Here is an 18,037-nt window from a genome sequence, read left to right on the forward strand (position 1 = left end):
CGGGTTCATTGCCCGGCGGCCGGCGCGCCCTCGCCCAGATGGCGCGCCAGGAAGCGCTCCATGCGGCCGTAGAAGTCGAGCTCGGTGGAGAGCTTGCGCCAGCCGTGGCCTTCATCCTGGTAGGTCACATACTCGACCTGCCGATGCCCGGCCTTGTCCAGCGCCCGACGGAAATCGGTCGCGTGGTCGATGGGCACGCGCTGGTCCTCCATGCCGTGGCCGATCAGCACCGGCACCTTCACGTCGGCGGCGCGGCGCAGCGGCGAGGTCCGCCGCAGCTGCTCCGCATCCTTCTCGCGGTCGCCGATCATCGCGGTCATGCCGTAGCGCTTCCACACGTCGCTCATGTCGCTCCAGTCGAGGCTGAAGAGATAGTCGATGTCGGTCACGCCGGCCCAGCTCACGCCGCAGCGGTATTGCGCCGGATCCTTGATGACGCCCATCATCGCGGCGTAGCCGCCGTAGCTCGCGCCGGCGATGCACACGCGCTTCGGATCGACCCAACCCTGCTTCACGCCCCAGGCGAGCGCGTCGCTGACGTCGTCCTGCATCGCCAGGCCCCACTGGTGCCAGCCCGCCTTGAAGAGCCGATCGCCATAACCGGTACTGCCGCGGAATTCCGGCTCGAGGACCACGTACCCGCGCGAGGCCAGGAACTGCGCCAGTGGTTCCCAGGTCCAGCGCGTGCCGCGCACGTACGGACCGCCATGCACCAGCATCACCGCCGCGCGCGGACCGGCCGGGCGGCCGCGCGGCATCGTCACCATCACGGGGAACTCCAGGCCGTCGCGGGCGCGGATGCGGACCAGTTCCCGCTGCGCCATCTCCTCCGCGCGGATCCACGGCCGCGTCCCACCCAGCGCGCGCAGGCGCCTCTCGGCGACCTCGTACAGGAAGAACTCCGCGGGCTGCGTGTCCGACATCGACGTGACCAGCACACGCCCCGTCTTCAGGCAGCGGCGGCACTCCAGCTCGTTCACGCGACCGGGCAGTGCGCGGTCGATGTCAGCCTGCACGGCCTTGAGCGTCGCGTCGAACCAGTGCGTCGCCGGCGCGTCGCCCTGGAAGTGCAGGCCCAGCAACCGGCGGCTGTCGGCGTCGAAGACCGCGTTGCCGTCGAAGTCGAAGCCCGCGATCGACACGAGCGGCTCGCGCTCGGGCTGCAGCGTCGCCGGATCCACGCGGTAAAGCGCCTGCGTGCCCGCGCCGGATTTCGCCACGACCAGCCGCAATCCGCGGCCGTCCGAGGCCAGCGGCGACGGCGGCGGCGCCTTCACGTAGGTCCCCTCCTGCGCCAGCACCCAAGCGCCGGTGGCGTTCTTGTAATGGAGCGCGAGCCGGTTGCCGTCCAGCGTCCCCAGCGCCCAGGGCTCGCCCACCGGATCGAGGGCCCAGCCGATCACGTTCTGCGGCGACTTCGCCTCGAGGATGCGGCGCTGCTGGGTCTCGATGTTCAGCCGCGCGAGCTGCACCGACTGGAGCTGCCAGTTCGCGTCATAACGGCCATAACCGACGACGACCTCGCCGGTTTCGTCGTCCGGCACGTCTTGCAGGAACCATTGAAAGGGCAGCGCGCGCGTGGCGATGCGCGAATCGACGCGGCTGTCCTGGCCGTAACGCGTGAGGATAAGTTGGCGGCGCTCGCTGCCGTCGCGCTTGACGGCCCACAGGCCCGCGAAGTTCTCGCGCCGCCAGTTGCCGGACTGATCCGGACCGGCGGTGTAGACCAGCCGCTCGCTGCCGACCCAGTCGAACTGCGCGATGTCGGCATCGGTGAAGCTCGCCACCACCTGGATCTTGTTGCCCTGCTCCAGCTCCATCACGGCCAGCGCGCTGCGCTCGTTCTGCGGGCTGGTGACGACCAGCGCGATCGCGCGGCCATCGGGCGAGATCCTGGGCCGGCGCAGCTGCGGGTCGCGGAAGAAATCGGCGATCGGCGGCGGGGTACCGGCGGGCCTCGCCGTCGCAGCTGACGGCCCGGTGCCCGCAGCCTGCGCGCGCACCGCGGTCACGGTGATCAGCAGACAGACCGCGGCCAGCGCGACGAGCGCGAGGCGCACGCCCAGACGAAACAAGGCGGCCCGCTGGCCGCCTGCAGATCGATGCATGAAGTCGCTCCCTGTGTCCACGAGGTCCTCGAATGAGGCCCGTGTGTCGGGGGCGATTCTTCGTCGGTTCGAGGCCGCGGCGCATAGGGACGATCCAGGAGGACTTGTCGAAAGCTTCACCTGGGCATTTCTCGTCATCGACATTCATCGCTGGCCACGCGTGCACGTTTCGCGGACAACGCGGATACTGCGCCGCGATCCGCCTCGACATCCATTTCCAACATCGGCGGGTCCAGGGAGTTCCTCGATGCAAGTTCAAGCTTCCCGCGTGGCGCTGGCCGCGCTGCTGGCCGTCTGCGCGCTCGCCACCGGCTGCGCGACCCACAACAACGAGCGGGCCGACAACGATCAGCGCGCGTCCGTCGACCTGCAACGCGCCGGCGCCCGCGAGGCCAGCAGCGCCGCGCAGGACCGCGCCGACTCGCGCCGCGCGAGCTCGCGCTGCGGCGGTTTCCTCGAATGCGTGATCACCGGCCTGCTGACCGGTGAGGTCTCGCCGTCCAAGCGCTGATCCCGTTGAACGCCTGGATCAGGCGCCGCGTCGGCGGCGGACTGGTGGTGTTCGCCATGAGCGCCATGGTTGCGCTCCAGGCCCACGCCGCCGAGCCCGACGCCAGCCTCGTGACCCCACCCGCGCTGCGCGAGCCGCGCGTGGCGGAGGACGCGAAGCCCGTGGCCATGCGCGCGCTGGCCGAGCAGTTGCTGGGCTCCTGGCGCGACGACGATCCGCAGCGCGATCTCGACACGCGATTCCGGCTGCAGCTCGTGGCCGGCCAACCGGCCGCGGCGCTCGATAGCCTGCTGGCCTTGCGACGTCTGCGCAGCCCGGGCGACATCGACCCCGCCGCGCCGCCGCTCTTCCTCCAATACGAGATCCACGCCCGCGCGCTGCTGAAGGCGCAAGCGACTGGCCGCCCTTATGCGGACGCGTGGCGCGAGGTCTTCGCCGAGCGTTTCGGCGCGCTGGATCCGCGCGCCGCGTGGCGCAGCGAGCCCACGTTCAGCGGCCAGTTGCCGCGCATGGAGGGGGCGGTCGACGAGGCGCTCGCGCCCGCCGTGGGCCAGCCGCGCCTGGCGCCGCCGCAAGCCGTGCGGCTGGTGCGCGCGTGGCAGGTGGTCTCGGCCTATCGCGCGTTCCAGGCGCTGGCCGCGCCAGCCATCCAGGCCGACGACGCGCGGCGCTATGTCATCGAGCGCCCCCTGTCACGCGGCACGCCGGTGCGTGCGAGCGACGGCACCGCGCTCGACACGCTGATCGTCCGGCCGATCGACGGGCCACCGCGGCCCGCGCTCATGACCTTCACCATTTACGCCAACGACGACTGGGCCTGGACCGACGCCAAACGCGTCGCCGCTCACGGGTATGCGGGCGTGGTGGCCTACACGCGCGGCAAGGGCCTGGGCACCGGCCCCATCGTTCCGTTCCAGCACGACGGTGAGGACGCCGCGGCAGTCATCGACTGGATCGCGCGCCAGCCCTGGAGCGACGGCCGCGTGGGCCTGTACGGCGGCAGCTACAGCGGATTCACGCAGTGGGCCGCGCTCAAGCACCGCCCGGCGGCGCTGATGGCGATCGCGACCTCCGCGACCACGGCTCCGGGCATCGACGTGCCGATGGAGGGCGGCGTCTTCCTGAACTTCATGTTGCCGTGGCCGCTCTACGTCACCGGCAAGCGCGCGCTGGACGACGCGACCTATGGCGATCAGGCGCGCTGGGCGCGGCTCGATCAGCGCTGGTACGCGAGCGGCCGCGCCTACCGCGAGCTCCCCGCGATCGACGGCACCGCCAACCCGTTGTTCTCCGAATGGCTGCGCCATCCCACCTACGACGACTACTGGCAGCGGCTGATCCCGCAGGGCCGTGACTTCGCAGACGTGGACTTGCCGGTGCTGGCGACGACCGGCTACTTCGACGGCGCGCAGATCGGTGCCCTGCACTACTGGCGCGCCCATGTGCGCCAGCGGCCGAATGCCGATCACACGCTGCTCATCGGGCCCTTCGAGCATTTCTCGATGCAGACCGGCGTGCCGCCCCTCGTGCAGGGCTACACGACCGATCCGTCCGCGCGCATCGACCTGCAGGGCCTGCGCCTGGCGTGGTTCGACCACGTGCTCAAGGGCGCGCCCAAGCCGGCGCTGCTCGCGGACCGCGTCAACTGGCAGGTGATGGGCGCGGACACCTGGCGCCATGCGCCGACGCTCGACGCGATGGCGACGCGCACGCAGCGCCTGTGCCTCACGCCGGCCGCGTCGCGCGCGCCCGATGCCGGTGGCGTGCCGGGTGACCCGTCGCTGGCCAACGTGCTGTCCCCGACGCCGCGACCGCGGGCCGAGACCCGTCAGCGCGTGGACTTCCGCGACCGCACCGACGCGGCCCGGCCGTCGCCCAGCGACGCGGTCCACACGCGACTGGACCCGCGCGCCGGGCTCGTCTTCGTGACGGACGCGCTCTCGCAGCCGATGGAGCTGGCCGGCGGCTTCGATGGCTTGCTGGACTTCGTCGTGAACAAGCGCGACGTGGATGTCGTGCTGGGCGTGTACGCGCTGGGTCCTCGCGGCGGTTATCTCGATCTCGCCTGGTGGCTGCAGCGCGCCAGCCTCAACGCCGATCCGCGTCAGCGCCGCCTGCTGCGCCCCGGCGTTCCGCAACGCCTGGTCGTGAAAGACACGCGCGTCATCGGCCACCGGCTGGAGGTTGGCAGCCGGCTCGTGGTCACGCTGGGCGTGGTCAAGCAGCCCGACCGGCAGCTCAACCTGGGCAGCGGCAAGGATCCGTCCACCGAGACCCTCGCCGACGCCGGCGCGCCGCTGGAGATCCGCTGGCGCGGCAGCAGCTGCCTGAACTTCGGCATCAGAGACTGAACGTCCTCACTGCGTCCAGCGCCCGCCCAGCGCGCGCAGCAGCGCCACGCGATTGACCTGCTCGGTCTGTCGCAGCGTGACCAGCACGCGCTTGGCCGTCGTCAGCTGTCGCTGCGCGTCGAGCAGCTCCAGCTGGCTGCTGCCGCCCAGCCGGTAGCTGCGCTCGGCCAGGCGCAGCGACTGCTCGGCCGCCTCGACCTGCGCCTGCTGCGCGTCCAGCCGCTCCGCCAGTTGATCGCGCACCGCCAGCGCGTCGGCCACCTCGCGGAAGGCCGATTGCAGCGAGGACTCGTAGTTCGCGAGCGCCTCGCGCCGGCTCGCCTCGCTGACCTCGACCTGCGCGCGCCGCGCGCCGCCGTCAAAGATCGGCAGGTCGATCTGGGGCATCACGCTGAACACGCCCGACCCGCTCTTGAACAGGCCGTCGAGTTCCGCGCTGCGCGTGCCGGCGCTCGCCGTCAGCGTCAGCCGGGGGAATCGCGCCGCACGCGCCGCGCCCACATCGAACGCCGCCGCGCGCAAGCGTTGCTCGGCGGCGCGCAGGTCCGGGCGCTGCAGCAACACCTCGGCGGGCAGACCGCCGGGCAAGGCCGGCAAGGCCATCGCCCCGCTAGTGTCCTGCACCGCGGGCAACAGCCGATCCGGCAGCGGCTGGCCGGCGAGCAACTCCAGCTGCAGCCGCGCCTGCGTGACCGCGCCGACGCTCTCGGCCGCGTCGCCGCGCGCGGACTCGAAGGCCGTGCGCGCCCGCGCACGATCTAGCCCCGACGCCGCGCCCAGCGCGTACTGGCGTTCGGCCAGATCCAGCGAACGCTGCTGGCTGTCGCGCAGCTCCTGGTTGAGCGCGAGGCGCTGCTGCGCCGCGGCCAGCGCGAGCCAGGCCGTGGTGACCTCCGCCGCCAGGCTCAGCCGCGCGCTGCGCTGCGTTTCCTGCTCGGCGAGGAATCGCGACAGCGCCGCCCCTTCCAGGCTGCCCAACCGGTTGAACAGATCGATCTCGTAGCTCGCCAGACCGAGGTTGACGCTGTAGCTCGTCGTCGGATCCGCGCCGCCGCTCGTGCGCTGACGCGTCGCGGACGCCCCCGCGCTGATCTCGGGCCAGCGGTCCGCCGCGGTCACGCGGTATTGCGCCCGCACCCGTTCCACCGCGGCCGCGCTCGCGCGCAGGCTGCGGTTCTGGTCCAGTGCGATGGCGACGACCTCGTCCAACCGCGCATCGGCGAAGAAACCGCGCCATTCGTGCGAGGCAGCGGTCGGCGCTGACGAGGCGCTCGCGGAGGCCGCCGACGCGGCGGCTGCGATCGCACCAGGACGGAAGTCCTCGCGCAGTGGCGGCGTCGGCGCGTCGGTCGACGGCACCAGGCTGCCGCAGGCTCCCAGGCCCAGCAGCAGCGGCATCAGCAGGATCGCCTTCATGCCTGCACCTCCGGCTTGTGGGCGGCGTCGGCATCGGGGCCGCCATGGCCGCCATGACCGTCCTGGCCCTGCGCCTTCTCCTTGCCCACGGGGCTGAAGCGCTGCTTCACCCAGAGATAGAACAGCGGCACGAAGAAGATGCCCAGCAGCGTCGCGCTGCCCATGCCGCCGAGCACGCCCACGCCGATCGCGCGCTGCGAGCCCGAGCCCGCGCCGCTCGCGAAGGCCAGCGGCAGCACGCCCATCATGAATGCCAGCGAGGTCATCAGGATGGGCCGCAGCCGTTGGCGGCAGGCCTTGAGCGTGGCATCGACGAGGCTCATGCCCTGCCCTCGCAAGGTCTCGGCGAACTCCACGATCAGGATCGCGTTCTTCGCTGACAAGCCCACCGTGGTCAGCAGGCCGACCTGGAAGAACACGTCGTTCATCTGTCCGCCCAGATGGCTGGCGATCAGCGCGCCGATGATGCCCAGCGGCACCACCAGCATCACGCTGAAAGGCACGGACCAGCTCTCGTACAGCGCCGCCAGGCACAGGAAGATGAACAGCACCGAGACCGCGTACAGCATCGGTGCCTGCGAGCCCGACAGGCGCTCCTGGTAGCTGCGGCCCGACCATTCGAAACCGACGCCGGGCGGCATCTCGCGCAGGATCTCCTCCATCGCGCGCATCGCCGCGCCCGAGCTCACACCGGGCGCCACGTCGGCCTGCACCTCGTAGGCGGCGCTGCCGTTGTAGCGCACCAGCTGACGCGGGCCGTTCTGCCAGGTGGCGGTCGCGAAGGCCTTGAACGACACCATCTGTCCCGCCGTGTTGCGCACGTACCAGTAGCGCAGCGCCTCGGGGTCGGCGCGGTAGGCGCCGTCGCCCTGCACCAGCACCCGCTTGACGCGGCCGCGGTCGATGAAGTCGTTGACGTAGGCGCTGCCCAGCGCGATGGACAGCGTGTCGTTGATCGTCGACGTGGCCACGCCCAGCGCGCCGGCCTTGTGGTCATCGATGTTGATCTGCAGCTGCGGCGTGTCGGCCAGGCTGTTGATGCGCGCGCGGCTCAGCTCGGGATGGCGGTTGGCCTCGTCGATGAGCTTGTCGCGCGCGGCCTGCAGCGTGTCGCTGCCCACGCCGCCCAGGTCCTGCAGGAAGAGCTGGATGCCCGAGCTGCCGCCCAGGCCGCGCACCGTGGGCGGCTGCACGATGAAGACGTTGGCGTCGCGCACCCGCTTGCCCAGCTCGCGGCTGAAGCGCTCGGCGAGCGCGCCCGCGCCCTGGCCCTTGTCCGTGCGCTCGCTCCAGTCCGTCAAGCGGATGAAGCCCTGGCCCGAGCCCTGGTCGCCGTTGGCGCCGCGCACCAGGTTGTAGAACTGCACTTCCTTCTGGTCGGCGAGGTAGGCCTCGATGCTTTGCGCCACCGCCTCCATGCGCTCGGCGGTCGCGCCCGGCGCCATGCGGACCTGGATCTGCAGGCTGCCCTGGTCCTCGTCGGGCAGGAAGGACGTGGGCAGCGTGCGGTACAGCGCCGCCAGCCCCGCGATCAGCAGCAGGTAGACGATGAAGCTGCGCACGCCGCGCGCCGTCAGCCAGCGCACGCGGCCGACGTAGCGCTCGGTGAACTTGTCGAACTGGCGGTTGAAGCCGCCGAAGAACCAGTCCAGCTGCTTGCCGAAGGGGCCGCCGTGCGCCGCGTGCTCACCCTTGTGCACGGGCTTGAGCAGCGTCGCGCAGAGCGCGGGGGACAGGCTCATCGCCACCAGCACCGACAGGATCATCGCGCTGACCACGGTGATCGAGAACTGGCGATAGATGATGCCGGTCGAGCCGCCGAAGAAGGCCATCGGGATGAAGACCGCCGACAGCACGACCGCGATGCCCACGAGTGCGCCACTGATCTCCTTCATGCTCTCGCGCGTGGCGTCGCGCGGGCTCATGCCCTCCTCGCGCATCAGGCGCTCGACGTTCTCGACCACGACGATCGCGTCGTCCACCAGCAGGCCGATGGCCAGCACGAGACCGAACATCGTCAGCGAGTTGATCGAGTAGCCCGCCACCGCCAGCACGCCGAAGGTGCCCAGCAGCACGACCGGCACGGCGATCGCCGGCACCAGCGTCGCGCGCAGGTTCTGCATGAACAGGTACATGATCGCCACGACCAGCACCATCGCCTCGATCAGCGTGTGCACCACGCCCTCGATGGACACGCTGATGAACGGCGTCGTGTCATAGGTGATCGTGCTCTTCATGCCCAGCGGGAAGAAAGGTTCGAGCTCGGCGAGCTTGGCCTTGACCGCCTCGGCGGTCTTGAGCGCGTTGGCGCCGCTGGCCGGCAGGATGGCCATGCCCGCGGCGGTCTGGCCGGTGCTGCGCACGTTGGTCGTGTAGCTGTCGCGGCCGAGCTCGACCTTGGCCACGTCGCCCAGCTTGAGCGCCGAGCCGTCAGGCTGCACGCGCAGCACGATGTTGCGGAACTGCTCCGCGGTCTGCAGCTTGGCGCGCGCGGTGATGATGGCCGTCAGGCGCTGGCCCTCGGGCGCGGGCTGCGCGCCGAGCTGGCCCGCCGAGACCTCGGTGTTCTGCGCCTGCAGCGCGCTGCGGATGTCCCCGGGCACCAACGCGTAGCGCTGCAGCTGCGACGGATCCAGCCAGATGCGCATCGCGTAGCCGGAGCCGAAGACGTTGACGTCGCCCACGCCCTCGATGCGGCTGATGATGTCCACCAGCGTGCTCGACAGGTAGTCGCCCAGGTCGGCCGACGTCACCGTCGGGTTGTCGCTGGTCAGCATGATGACCATCAGGTTCTCGGTGCCTGCCTTGGTCACGCGCACGCCCTGCGACTGGACCGCCTGCGGCAGCCGCGAGAGCGACTGCGAGACCTTGTTCTGCACCTGCATCTGCGCCAGGTCGGGATCGGTGCCCGCGACGAAGCTCAGCACCGTGCTGGCGCTGCCCGAGGCATTGCTGCTCGATTCGATCGAGAACAGGCCGTCGATGCCCTTGAGGTTCTGCTCGATGATCTGCGTCACCGAGTCCTCGATGGCCTTGGCCGAGGCGCCCGGATACGAAGTGTTGATCGAGATGCGCGTCGGGGCGATGTCGGGATAACGCTCCAGCGGCAGCGTGAACACCGCGGCCCCGCCGGCCAGCATGATCACGATGGCGATGACCCACGCGAAGATGGGCCGGTCGATGAAGAACGACGCCATGGTGTCAGCGTCCCTGCGCCGAGGACGCGCCGGAGGCCGCGGAGGCCGAAGTGGAGGCCGCGGAAGAAGCCGCGGAAGCAGCGCCGCCCGTGCCCTTGCGGCTGCCCGCCGCGACCGGCGTGACGGTCTGGCCGGCGCGCACGCGCTGCAGGCCCTCGACGGCGAGTTTCTCGCCGACCTTCAGCCCGCTGGTGACGAGCCACTGGTTGCCCACGGCGCGCTTGAGCACCAGCACGCGGTTCTGCAGCTTGTTGTCGGGGCCGACGACCAGCGCCGTGGCCTCGCCGGTGGGCGAGCGCGACACGCCCTGCTGCGGCACGAGGATCGCGTCGCGATCGATGCCGGCCAGCAGCTTGGCGCGCACCACCATGCCGGGCATGAGCATGTTGTCGGGATTGGGCACGACGGCGCGGATCGTCACCGCGCCGGTGCCGCGATCCACGGTCACGCCGCTGAACTGCAGGGTGGCGGGCCGGGCGTAGGCGCTGCCGTCCTCCAGCACGAGCTTGACCTGGCGGCTGCCGGTGCCGCCGTCCAGCGAGCGGCGCAGCTGCAGGATCTCGGCGCTGCTCTGCACGATGTCCACGTGCATCGGGTCGAGCTGCTGCACCGTGGTCAGCGCCGTGGTCTGCGCGGCGGTGACCAGCGCGCCGGCGGTCACCGTGGAGACCTCGATGCGGCCGGTGATCGGCGCGGTGATGCGGGTGCGCTCCAGCTGCACGCGGGCGGCGTCCAGCGCGGCGCGGGCCACGGCGACATCGGCCTGCGCCTGGCGCAGCGCGCTGGCGCTGTCGTCGGCGCTCTGGCGGCTCAGCGCGTCGGCCTTGAGCAGCTCGGCGTCGCGCTCGGCGCGCGTGCGGGCGACGGCCACTTGCGCCTCGGCCTTCTGCAGCGCGGCGGCGGTGCGGGCGCGTTCGGCCTCATAGGTCGCGGGATCGAGCTGATACAGCGGCTGACCGGCGCGCACCACGGTGCCTTCCTCGAAGAGCCGCTTCTGCACGATCCCACCCACCTGCGGGCGGATCTCGGCGATCTGGCTGGCCACCAGGCGCCCGGGCAGCTCTAGCGCCATCGGCGCGTCCTGCGTGGACACGATCACGACGCCGACCTCGGGCGGCGCGCCCTTGCCGGCGTCCTTCTTCTTCTCGCCGCAGCCGGTGAGCACCAGCACGGCGACGGCGGCCAGCGCGGCGGCGATCGTCGAGGGGCTCATCGCGCTCAAGGGGCGGAATGCGGCGCGGCGGTCGGGTCCGGACCAGGGGGGCGTCATCTTCTTCGGCATGGCGGCAGATGCTGACGCGCGAATGTGGAGAGACCTTGAAGATCGCGTGCGCCGCGCGGGATCCGCCCAGTCGACTTGCTCCTCGCGCGCCGGCTTTGGGATGATGCGCCCCGTGACGCTGCCCTTCAACCTCACCGCCCGGCTGTTCTTCGCCGTCTTCAGCACCGCCATGGCCGTGGCGCTGGCGATGGGCGTGTTCTCGCACATCAACCTGAACCGCGACTTCATCGGGTATCTGAACGAGCAGGCGGTCAACCGGCTGGAACTGGCGCGCACCAGCGTCACCGCCGGCTACCGGGAGAACGGCCGCAGCTGGGACTTCCTGCGCCAGAAGCCCGAGCTCTGGGGCCGGCTGCTGCGCCCGCTGGTGCCCGAGGCCGACATGCCCGCGGTCAAGCACGGGCCGGCCGACCTGACCGGCGCGACGCGCCGCTTCACGCTGTTCGACGAGAACCGCGAGCGCGTGGCCGGCTACGCCGGGCCGGTGGAGCCGACGGTGGAACGCCCCATCATCGTGGACGGCCTGACGGTGGGCTGGTTGACGCTGACGCCGATCGAGTCGGTCAGCCCGGGTGCGGAGAAGCATTTCTATGACGCGCAGCTGCGCTCGGCCTGGGTGGTGGGCGGCGCCGCGGTGCTGCTGGCGGGCGGCGTGGCGTTCTGGATGTCGCGCCGGCTGCTGCGCCCGGTTCGCCGCGTGGCGCATGCGACGCACCGGCTGGCGGCGGGCGATTTCGAGGTGCGCGTGCCCGAGACCCGCGGCAACGACGACATCGCCGGGTTGGGGCGCGACTTCAACCAGCTCGCGCTGACCCTGCAGCGCAACGAGGCCATGCGGCGCGAGTTCCTGGCTGATGTCTCGCATGAGCTGCGCACGCCGCTGGGCGTGCTGCACGGGGAGCTCGAGGCGCTGGAGGACGGCGTGCGCAAGCTCGACGCTCAGGCGCTGCGCTCGCTGCAGGGCGAGGTCGGCATCCTGCACAAGCTGGTCGACGACCTGCACGAGCTGTCGCTCGCGGACGTGGGCGCGCTGGCGTACCGGAAGTCGGAGGTCGACTTGCGCGAGCTGATCGGCGTCACCGCCGGGGCCTTCGGCGAGCGGCTGCATGGCAGCGGGCTGGAACTGCGGCTGGACCTGCCCGATCAGCCGCTGCGCGTCTTCGGCGACGAGCGACGGCTGCGTCAGCTGCTGGGCAATCTCTTCGAGAACACCTGCCGCTACACCGACGCGGGCGGAACGCTGAGCGTGAGCGCGCGGCGCAGCGGCTCGCAGGCGGTCATCGACGTGCAGGACACCTCGCCGGGCGTCGGCCCGGAGCACCTGCCGCGGCTGTTCGAGCGCTTCTTCCGCGTGGACGCGTCACGCAGCCGTCGTGGGGGTGGATCGGGCCTGGGTCTGTCGATCTGCCAGCGCATCGCCGAGGCGCACGAGGGCCGCATCGAGGCGCACCCCTCGCCGCTGGGCGGCCTGTGGATGCGCGTGGAGCTGCCGGTTCATGGCTGACGACTCTCATCCGCCGGCCCCGGCGCCAATGGGCATGTCCACGCCTGCGATGCCGATGCCGATGGAGCCGGGCCGTGCGCGCGTGCTGGTGGTGGAGGACGAACCCAAGCTGGCGGCGCTGCTGTCGGACTATCTGCGCGCGGCGGGCCACGAGCCCGAATGGGTGGCGGATGGCCGCGAGGTGATCCCGGCGTGGACGGCGCGGCGCCACGACCTGATCCTGCTGGACCTGATGCTGCCGGGCGTGGACGGGCTGACGCTGTGCCGTGAACTGCGCGCGATGAGCAGCGTGCCGATCCTGATGCTGACGGCGCGGGCGGAGGAGTCGGACCGGCTGCTGGGACTCGAGACGGGCGCGGACGACTACATCGCGAAGAACCCGTTCAGTCCGCGCGAGGTGATGGCGCGGGTGAAGGCGGCGCTGCGGCGTGGTCGGGCCCATGAAGCGGCGACGGCCGCGGCGAGCGCGGCGGCGGTCGCGGCGTTTGCCGCGGGCAGCGAGGCCCTGGCGATGGACGAGTCGGGCTGGGCGGCGAGTTGGCAAGGCCAGCCGCTGGACCTGACGCCGATCGAGTTCCGATTGCTTCACATCCTCTGGGCGCACCCGGGGCGGGTGTATGCGCGCACGCAGTTGCTGGACCTGCTGCACGTGGACGGCCGTGAGGTCACCGAGCGCGCGGTCGACAGCCACATCAAGAACCTGCGCCGCAAGCTCGAGCGCGCCGGCGCGGGGACAGAACGGATCCGGTCGATCTATGGGGTGGGGTATCGGTTCGAGCGGTGACGAGCGATAGCGTGATCGCGTCGAACTTCAATAGCTTCAGTTGAGGTCAGCCGCGGCCTGTGGCGGGTGTTCCACAGGCTCGCCGGAGGCGTCCGGGAGTGTGCCCAGAATCATCGGCATGCCGTACTCCCCCTCTCTCGTCGCGAACGCGTTCATCCATCGCGGGCAACAGTCCAAGCGGAAGTTCGATCATCAGCAGCTTCAGAAGCTCGTGTTCTTCGTACACGCGTGGAGCCTGACGATCGACGGCGAATCGGTGGTGACCGAGAGACCTGAAGCGTGGCCGCATGGCCCGATATTCGGCTCCCTCTATTACCGGTTGAATCCGTTCGGTCGAAAGTCCATTGCAATGCTCACCGAGATTCATTTGGAGACCGGCAAGTTCGTCCCGCTGATTCCCCACCTGTCGGACAAGCGTGTCTGGTTCTTCGTTGATCAGGTGTTCGGCCGATACGCGGAACTCACCGGCCCACAACTTTCAGCCCAGGCGCGCGACGACGACGGCCCGTGGACCGAAGCACGTCGAGCCAAGGCCATTCACATGCAGGACAGGTCAATCCGTGAATACTTCGAACGACAGCTACCCGCCGAGCCAGAACAGCGGCAGCGATTCATTGATGCTGCCCGGGCCCGCTTCACTTAAAGCGACGTCCTCCCGCGACCGTGTGGAATCCGAAACCATCACCCGGCTGGCGGCCCTGGACCTCAGCCTTCGAGCCTGGGCCGCCCGAGGAGGTCTGGCCGCTGCGGCAGTCCTCTACACAGCCGGACTCTTTGCCCTGGGCGTCTTCGTCGGCCTCTTCGACCACTGGCCCGCGGCCCAGCCGGATCAATGGCACATCGTCGTGACGGCCGTCATCGCGCTCTTCTCGGTGCCGACCTTGATCCTGCTGACCGTGATCCGAAGTTCCGCTCAGGCCAAGCAGACCAGCGATCCGTCCACCGCCAACCTCCACACCCTGGTCGGCGAGAAGGTGCTCAACCTGCTCGAGAAACTCGCCGACAAGGCGATCGCCCGGGGCTGAGGCGGTGAGCGCCGCCCCTCCCCTTCACCGTCAACCGCGACGTGCCGCCTCGATCTTCGCGATGTCAATCTTGCCCATCTCCATCATCGCGGCGAAAGCACGCTTGGAGGCCGCGCGATCCGGGTCATGCAACGCGTCGGTCAGCGCGCGCGGCGTGATCTGCCAGTTCACGCCCCACTTGTCCTTGCACCAGCCGCAAGCGCTCTCCGCGCCGCCGTTGCCGACGATCGCGTTCCACAGACGGTCGGTCTCCGCCTGATCGTCCGTCGCGATCTGGAACGAGAAGGCCTCGCTCTGCTTGAACTGCGGCCCGCCGTTCAGCCCCATGCAGGCCACGCCGCACACGGTGAACTCCACCACCAGCACCGCCCCCTCCTGCCCCGCGGGGTAATCCCCCGGCGCCCGCGCGATGCGACCCACCTTGCTGTCAGGGAAGGTCTTCTCGTAGAAGCGCGCCGCGTCTTCCGCGTCCTTGTCGTACCAGATGCAGATCGTGTTCTTCGCGAGCATGGAAGTCTCCTGGTTGGGAATGAATGGGGTCCATGTTCCTACGACGTGCGACCCCGTGCCTTTTCGACAACAGTTCCGGCGACCCGGCGTCCCCGAGACACGCTCGGAAACGCCTCCCGCACGACACAAATGAGAATGTTCTCAAATAGGAATTAGTATCAACAACTTCCCATCCACTTGAAGTCGACCGGCCAACCGCAGCCGGTGGGCCCGCCTTTGCCATGAGCATCCGTCCCCTCCCGCATGCCGGGCTCGCCGTCGCCGCCACGCTGATCGCCTCCGCCGTCGCGGCCCAGACCGCGCCCGCGTCCGGTGCTGCCTCGGGCACGGCCGCGACCGCCGCGACCGCAGACTCCGCCGCGCCTGCCGCAGCCGCCGCAAGCCCTGCAGAGGCCACCGACAAGCCGGTCACCATCGCCCCCGTGACCGTCAGCGGCCAGCGCGGCGAGGGCTACACCGCCTCCAAGACCGCCTCGGCGACCAAGCTCACGCTCTCGCCGCGCGACACGCCGCAGTCGATGACGATCCTCACCCGGCAGCGGCTGGACGATCAGAACCTCACCTCGCTGCGCCAGGTGCTGGACATCACGCCCGGCGTCTACTCCAACCAGTACGACACCGAACGCGTGCTCTTCTACGCGCGCGGTTTCCTGGTCGACACGCTGATGTATGACGGCGTGCCGGCGCAGACCAACTTCAGCACCGGCTCGATCGACGAGACGCTGGACACCGCGCTGTACGAGCGCATCGAGATCGTGCGCGGCGCCACCGGCCTGACCACCGGCGCGGGCAATCCCGCCGCCTCGATCAACCTCGTGCGCAAGCACGCCGACAGCCGCGTGCCGACCGCGTCGCTGGACCTGTCCGTCGGCTCGTGGAGCAACCGCCGCGTGGAGCTCGACGCCAGCGCGCCGCTCAGCGCCGATGGCCGCATCCGGGCGCGCGGCGTCGCCGTGGTCGAGGACACCGACTCGTACCAGTCGATCTATCACAAGCGCCGCAACATCCTGTACGGCATCGTGGACGCGGACCTGACGCCCGCCACGCGCCTGTCCATCGGCTTCGACCATCAGGAAAACAACCCGCGCGGCAACACCTGGGGCTCGTTCCCGATCTTCCTGGCCGACGGCACGCCGGCGAACTGGTCGACCTCGGTCACCACCGCGCCCGACTGGTCCTATTGGGACAAGCAGACGCAAACCGTCTTCGGCGAGCTGCGCCACAACTTCGACAACGGCTGGACGCTGCGCTCCTCGCTGAGCCGCCGTGTCTACAAGGAAGACGTCAAGCTCTTCTATGTCTCGGGCTGGCCCGACCCGGTCACCGGCGAGGGCCTCGATCCCTGGGCCTATCGCAGCAAGGGCAAGATCATCGAGACCGCGCTCGACCTGTATGCCTCGGGGCCCTTTGAGCTGCTGGGCCGCAAGCATGAACTGGTGCTGGGCTACACCGGCTCGCGCGCGAAGAACGTCGGCACCGAGCAGGCCACCGTCGGCGACCTCGCCCCGGTGAGCAACTTCTTCCAATGGGATGGCAGCTACCCGGAACCCGCCTGGGCCGACGCGACGCCGCTCAACCGCATCAGGACCGACCAGGACGCGGTCTACGCCGCGGCGCGCCTGTCCTTGACCGACACGCTGAAATTCATCGGCGGCTCGCGCTACGGCCGCTGGAAGGTGAACTCGTTCTATGTCTACGACACGCCCAACGACGCGAAGTACGACTACGCCAAGGTCATTCCCTACGCGGGCCTGGTCTGGGACGTGGCGCCGGAGTTCTCGGTCTTCAGCAGCTACACCGGCATCTTCAAGCCGCAGAACAGCCGCGACATCAACGGCCGCTACCTCGATCCGATCGAGGGCTCCAGCCTCGAGCTCGGCATCAAGGGCGAGCACTTCAACAAGCGCCTGACGACCGCGCTGACCGTCTTCCAGACAAAGCAGGACAACGTCGCCGCGCCGGTGCTGGATCCCGTCACCGGTGAGCCCGTGAAGCTGCCCGACGGCATCACCTCGGTGTCGCAGGGCGTCGACGGCACGCGCACGCGCGGCTTCGAGTTCGAGCTCGCCGGCCGCGTCGCCGAGGGCGTGTCCGCCTCGCTGGGCTGGACGCGCTACCTGACCAAGGACGGCAACGATCAGACGATCCGCACCTTCATCCCCAACACGATGGTGCGTCTGTTCGGGACCTGGGACCTGGTTCGCTGGGTGCCGGGCCTGACCGTGGGCGGCGGCGTGAACTGGCAGTCCGCCAGCTCAACCGCGGTGGGCTCGCCCGGTGGTGGCACCACGCTGCGCCAGGGCAGCGTGACCAACCTGTCGCTGATGGCCCGTTATCAGGTCAACCGCCATGTCTCGGTGCAGTTCAACGGCAGCAACCTGCTCGACCGCAAGTACTTCGTGCTGGACCAGTTCGACAACACCTACTACGGCGCGCCGGCCAACTACTCGGTCTCGTTGCGGCTGACGTATTGAGCGTCACGCCGGCTCGCGACATGTCCGAAAGGAAAAACGCCTGGCAGCGCCAGGCGTTCGGGAGGTCTTGCGCGGTCTCAGGCCGATCGTCCGGCCCGGACCGTTGGCACGATCAGACCGCGTCTCAGCGCGACTGCTGACGGCGGCGGACCAGGCCGGCGCCGAGCAGCGCCAGCGACGCCAGGGCCAGCGAGGCCGGTTCCGGCACGTCGCTCGCGGCGGCGGCGACGTTCAGCACCAGGCGCGTGTCGCTGGTGAAGCCCAGGCCTTGCCAGTTCACCGTGATCACGTCGTCGGTGAAGCTCAGGCGCGACAGATCGAAGCCGGCCATGTTGCTCGAGGCATCGATGGAGACGCTGAACGCGTCGATCGTGCCCAGGATGTCGGTCAGGGTCCAGCCGTTGAAGGCCGCGCCGTTGAAGCCGTTCTGGCCATTGAAGGTGACGATGATCTGGTTGGCCGTGATGTCCATCGAGCCGACGCTGTCCACGATGTTGCCCACCTCGACACCCGCACCCACGACGTAATCGCCGTTGGCCGCGCCGCCATACGGCGTGGACGAATCGGGGTAGTAGTACTGGTAACGCACCGTGCTGCCGAGCAGCGGCGCCGCGGAGGCGGCAACGGCGGACAGGGCGAGTGCCGCGACGGCAGCGAGCTTGATCAGGCGCATGGTGGAACCCTCAAAAGGTGGTGGGAGGAGTAGCTTGCAGGAGCTGACGCCAACGTGAGCAACAACCGGGCCAGATTCGCAAGTCATTGATTTCAAAGGAAATGCGATGACGGGAGCGCTAGTTGCTGTAAAGCGCGCCGACAGTGGGAGGTCGAGACGACGCCTGACCCCGACCGGTTAAAGTGCCACCTTTTCAAGGAGT

General features: G+C 69.8%; 13 protein-coding genes. 7 read left to right on the plus strand and 6 right to left on the minus strand.

Going from position 1 to position 18,037, the window contains the following annotated elements:
* Positions 1-5 precede the first annotated feature (5 nt).
* Positions 6-2,108 carry a prolyl oligopeptidase family serine peptidase gene (locus tag ACNI65_RS11115; protein WP_416763051.1) on the minus strand — a complete coding sequence of 701 codons (2,103 nt, stop codon included), beginning with the start codon at positions 2,106-2,108 and terminating at the stop codon, positions 6-8.
* A 247-nt stretch (positions 2,109-2,355) separates the two neighbouring features.
* Between ACNI65_RS11115 and ACNI65_RS11120 the strand changes: the two genes are divergently transcribed.
* Together ACNI65_RS11120 and ACNI65_RS11125 are read left to right on the plus strand one after the other, a co-directional pair.
* Positions 2,356-2,619, plus strand: a complete 264-nt coding sequence (locus ACNI65_RS11120) for a hypothetical protein (protein ID WP_416763053.1) — start codon at positions 2,356-2,358, stop codon at positions 2,617-2,619.
* A gap of 56 nt (positions 2,620-2,675) precedes the next feature.
* Positions 2,676-4,970 carry a CocE/NonD family hydrolase gene (locus ACNI65_RS11125; RefSeq protein WP_416763054.1) on the plus strand — a complete coding sequence of 765 codons (2,295 nt, stop codon included), beginning with the start codon at positions 2,676-2,678 and terminating at the stop codon, positions 4,968-4,970.
* Between the two features lie 6 nt (positions 4,971-4,976).
* Here the strand turns inward: ACNI65_RS11125 and ACNI65_RS11130 are convergent, their stop codons facing one another.
* The 3 genes from ACNI65_RS11130 to ACNI65_RS11140 are packed head-to-tail and all read right to left on the minus strand — an operon-like array spanning position 4,977 to position 10,865.
* On the minus strand, positions 4,977-6,386 hold the full coding sequence (locus ACNI65_RS11130; protein WP_416763055.1) for an efflux transporter outer membrane subunit: 1,410 nt from the start codon (positions 6,384-6,386) through the stop codon (positions 4,977-4,979).
* Positions 6,383-9,583 (minus strand): efflux RND transporter permease subunit, encoded by a 3,201-nt coding sequence (locus ACNI65_RS11135; protein ID WP_416763057.1) that lies wholly within the window; start codon positions 9,581-9,583, stop codon positions 6,383-6,385. The genes ACNI65_RS11130 and ACNI65_RS11135 overlap by 4 nt, the downstream gene beginning before the upstream one ends.
* A gap of 4 nt (positions 9,584-9,587) precedes the next feature.
* Positions 9,588-10,865 carry an efflux RND transporter periplasmic adaptor subunit gene (locus ACNI65_RS11140; protein ID WP_416763058.1) on the minus strand — a complete coding sequence of 426 codons (1,278 nt, stop codon included), beginning with the start codon at positions 10,863-10,865 and terminating at the stop codon, positions 9,588-9,590.
* Positions 10,866-10,977: 112 nt separating this feature from the next.
* On the opposite strand from ACNI65_RS11140, the gene ACNI65_RS11145 reads away from it, so the two are divergent.
* The 4 genes from ACNI65_RS11145 to ACNI65_RS11160 all read left to right on the plus strand — a co-directional run bounded on the left by ACNI65_RS11145 (position 10,978) and on the right by ACNI65_RS11160 (position 14,178).
* Positions 10,978-12,369: an ATP-binding protein gene (locus ACNI65_RS11145; protein ID WP_416763059.1), complete on the plus strand. Its 1,392-nt coding sequence runs from the start codon at positions 10,978-10,980 to the stop codon at positions 12,367-12,369.
* Positions 12,370-12,430: 61 nt separating this feature from the next.
* Complete coding sequence (locus ACNI65_RS11150; RefSeq protein WP_416763606.1) at positions 12,431-13,153, plus strand: response regulator; 723 nt, start codon at positions 12,431-12,433, stop codon at positions 13,151-13,153.
* Between the two features lie 118 nt (positions 13,154-13,271).
* Positions 13,272-13,796 carry a Panacea domain-containing protein gene (locus ACNI65_RS11155; protein WP_416763061.1) on the plus strand — a complete coding sequence of 175 codons (525 nt, stop codon included), beginning with the start codon at positions 13,272-13,274 and terminating at the stop codon, positions 13,794-13,796.
* On the plus strand, positions 13,771-14,178 hold the full coding sequence (locus ACNI65_RS11160) for a hypothetical protein (protein WP_416763062.1): 408 nt from the start codon (positions 13,771-13,773) through the stop codon (positions 14,176-14,178). Before ACNI65_RS11155 ends, ACNI65_RS11160 begins: the two co-directional genes overlap by 26 nt.
* Positions 14,179-14,208: 30 nt before the next feature.
* Here ACNI65_RS11160 and ACNI65_RS11165 read toward each other — a convergent pair whose 3' ends face one another.
* Positions 14,209-14,688: a VOC family protein gene (locus tag ACNI65_RS11165; RefSeq protein ID WP_416763063.1), complete on the minus strand. Its 480-nt coding sequence runs from the start codon at positions 14,686-14,688 to the stop codon at positions 14,209-14,211.
* A gap of 221 nt (positions 14,689-14,909) precedes the next feature.
* Here ACNI65_RS11165 and ACNI65_RS11170 point away from each other — a divergent pair, with 221 nt between their 5' ends.
* Positions 14,910-17,162: a TonB-dependent siderophore receptor gene (locus ACNI65_RS11170; RefSeq protein ID WP_416763064.1), complete on the plus strand. Its 2,253-nt coding sequence runs from the start codon at positions 14,910-14,912 to the stop codon at positions 17,160-17,162.
* A 124-nt stretch (positions 17,163-17,286) separates the two neighbouring features.
* Here ACNI65_RS11170 and ACNI65_RS11175 read toward each other — a convergent pair whose 3' ends face one another.
* The gene (locus tag ACNI65_RS11175) at positions 17,287-17,835 is read right to left on the minus strand and encodes a PEP-CTERM sorting domain-containing protein (protein WP_416763065.1); all 549 of its coding nucleotides are present in this window, start codon (positions 17,833-17,835) and stop codon (positions 17,287-17,289) included.
* Between the last annotated feature and the right edge of the window lie 202 nt (positions 17,836-18,037).

Origin of the sequence: Roseateles sp. So40a, from assembly GCF_048081605.1 — a bacterium.
GTDB lineage: Bacteria > Pseudomonadota > Gammaproteobacteria > Burkholderiales > Burkholderiaceae_C > Roseateles.

What these genes read in the sequence shown, in the direction of transcription:
- ACNI65_RS11115 (WP_416763051.1), bottom strand. Translation starts at nt 2,108, where the DNA reads ATGCATCGATCTGCAGGCGGCCAGCGGGCCGCCTTGTTTCGTCTGGGC.
- ACNI65_RS11120 (WP_416763053.1), top strand. Translation starts at nt 2,356, where the DNA reads ATGCAAGTTCAAGCTTCCCGCGTGGCGCTGGCCGCGCTGCTGGCCGTC.
- ACNI65_RS11125 (WP_416763054.1), top strand. Translation starts at nt 2,676, where the DNA reads ATGAGCGCCATGGTTGCGCTCCAGGCCCACGCCGCCGAGCCCGACGCC.
- ACNI65_RS11130 (WP_416763055.1), bottom strand. Translation starts at nt 6,386, where the DNA reads ATGAAGGCGATCCTGCTGATGCCGCTGCTGCTGGGCCTGGGAGCCTGC.
- ACNI65_RS11135 (WP_416763057.1), bottom strand. Translation starts at nt 9,583, where the DNA reads ATGGCGTCGTTCTTCATCGACCGGCCCATCTTCGCGTGGGTCATCGCC.
- ACNI65_RS11140 (WP_416763058.1), bottom strand. Translation starts at nt 10,865, where the DNA reads ATGCCGAAGAAGATGACGCCCCCCTGGTCCGGACCCGACCGCCGCGCC.
- ACNI65_RS11150 (WP_416763606.1), top strand. Translation starts at nt 12,431, where the DNA reads ATGGAGCCGGGCCGTGCGCGCGTGCTGGTGGTGGAGGACGAACCCAAG.
- ACNI65_RS11155 (WP_416763061.1), top strand. Translation starts at nt 13,272, where the DNA reads ATGCCGTACTCCCCCTCTCTCGTCGCGAACGCGTTCATCCATCGCGGG.
- ACNI65_RS11160 (WP_416763062.1), top strand. Translation starts at nt 13,771, where the DNA reads ATGCTGCCCGGGCCCGCTTCACTTAAAGCGACGTCCTCCCGCGACCGT.
- ACNI65_RS11165 (WP_416763063.1), bottom strand. Translation starts at nt 14,688, where the DNA reads ATGCTCGCGAAGAACACGATCTGCATCTGGTACGACAAGGACGCGGAA.
- ACNI65_RS11170 (WP_416763064.1), top strand. Translation starts at nt 14,910, where the DNA reads ATGAGCATCCGTCCCCTCCCGCATGCCGGGCTCGCCGTCGCCGCCACG.
- ACNI65_RS11175 (WP_416763065.1), bottom strand. Translation starts at nt 17,835, where the DNA reads ATGCGCCTGATCAAGCTCGCTGCCGTCGCGGCACTCGCCCTGTCCGCC.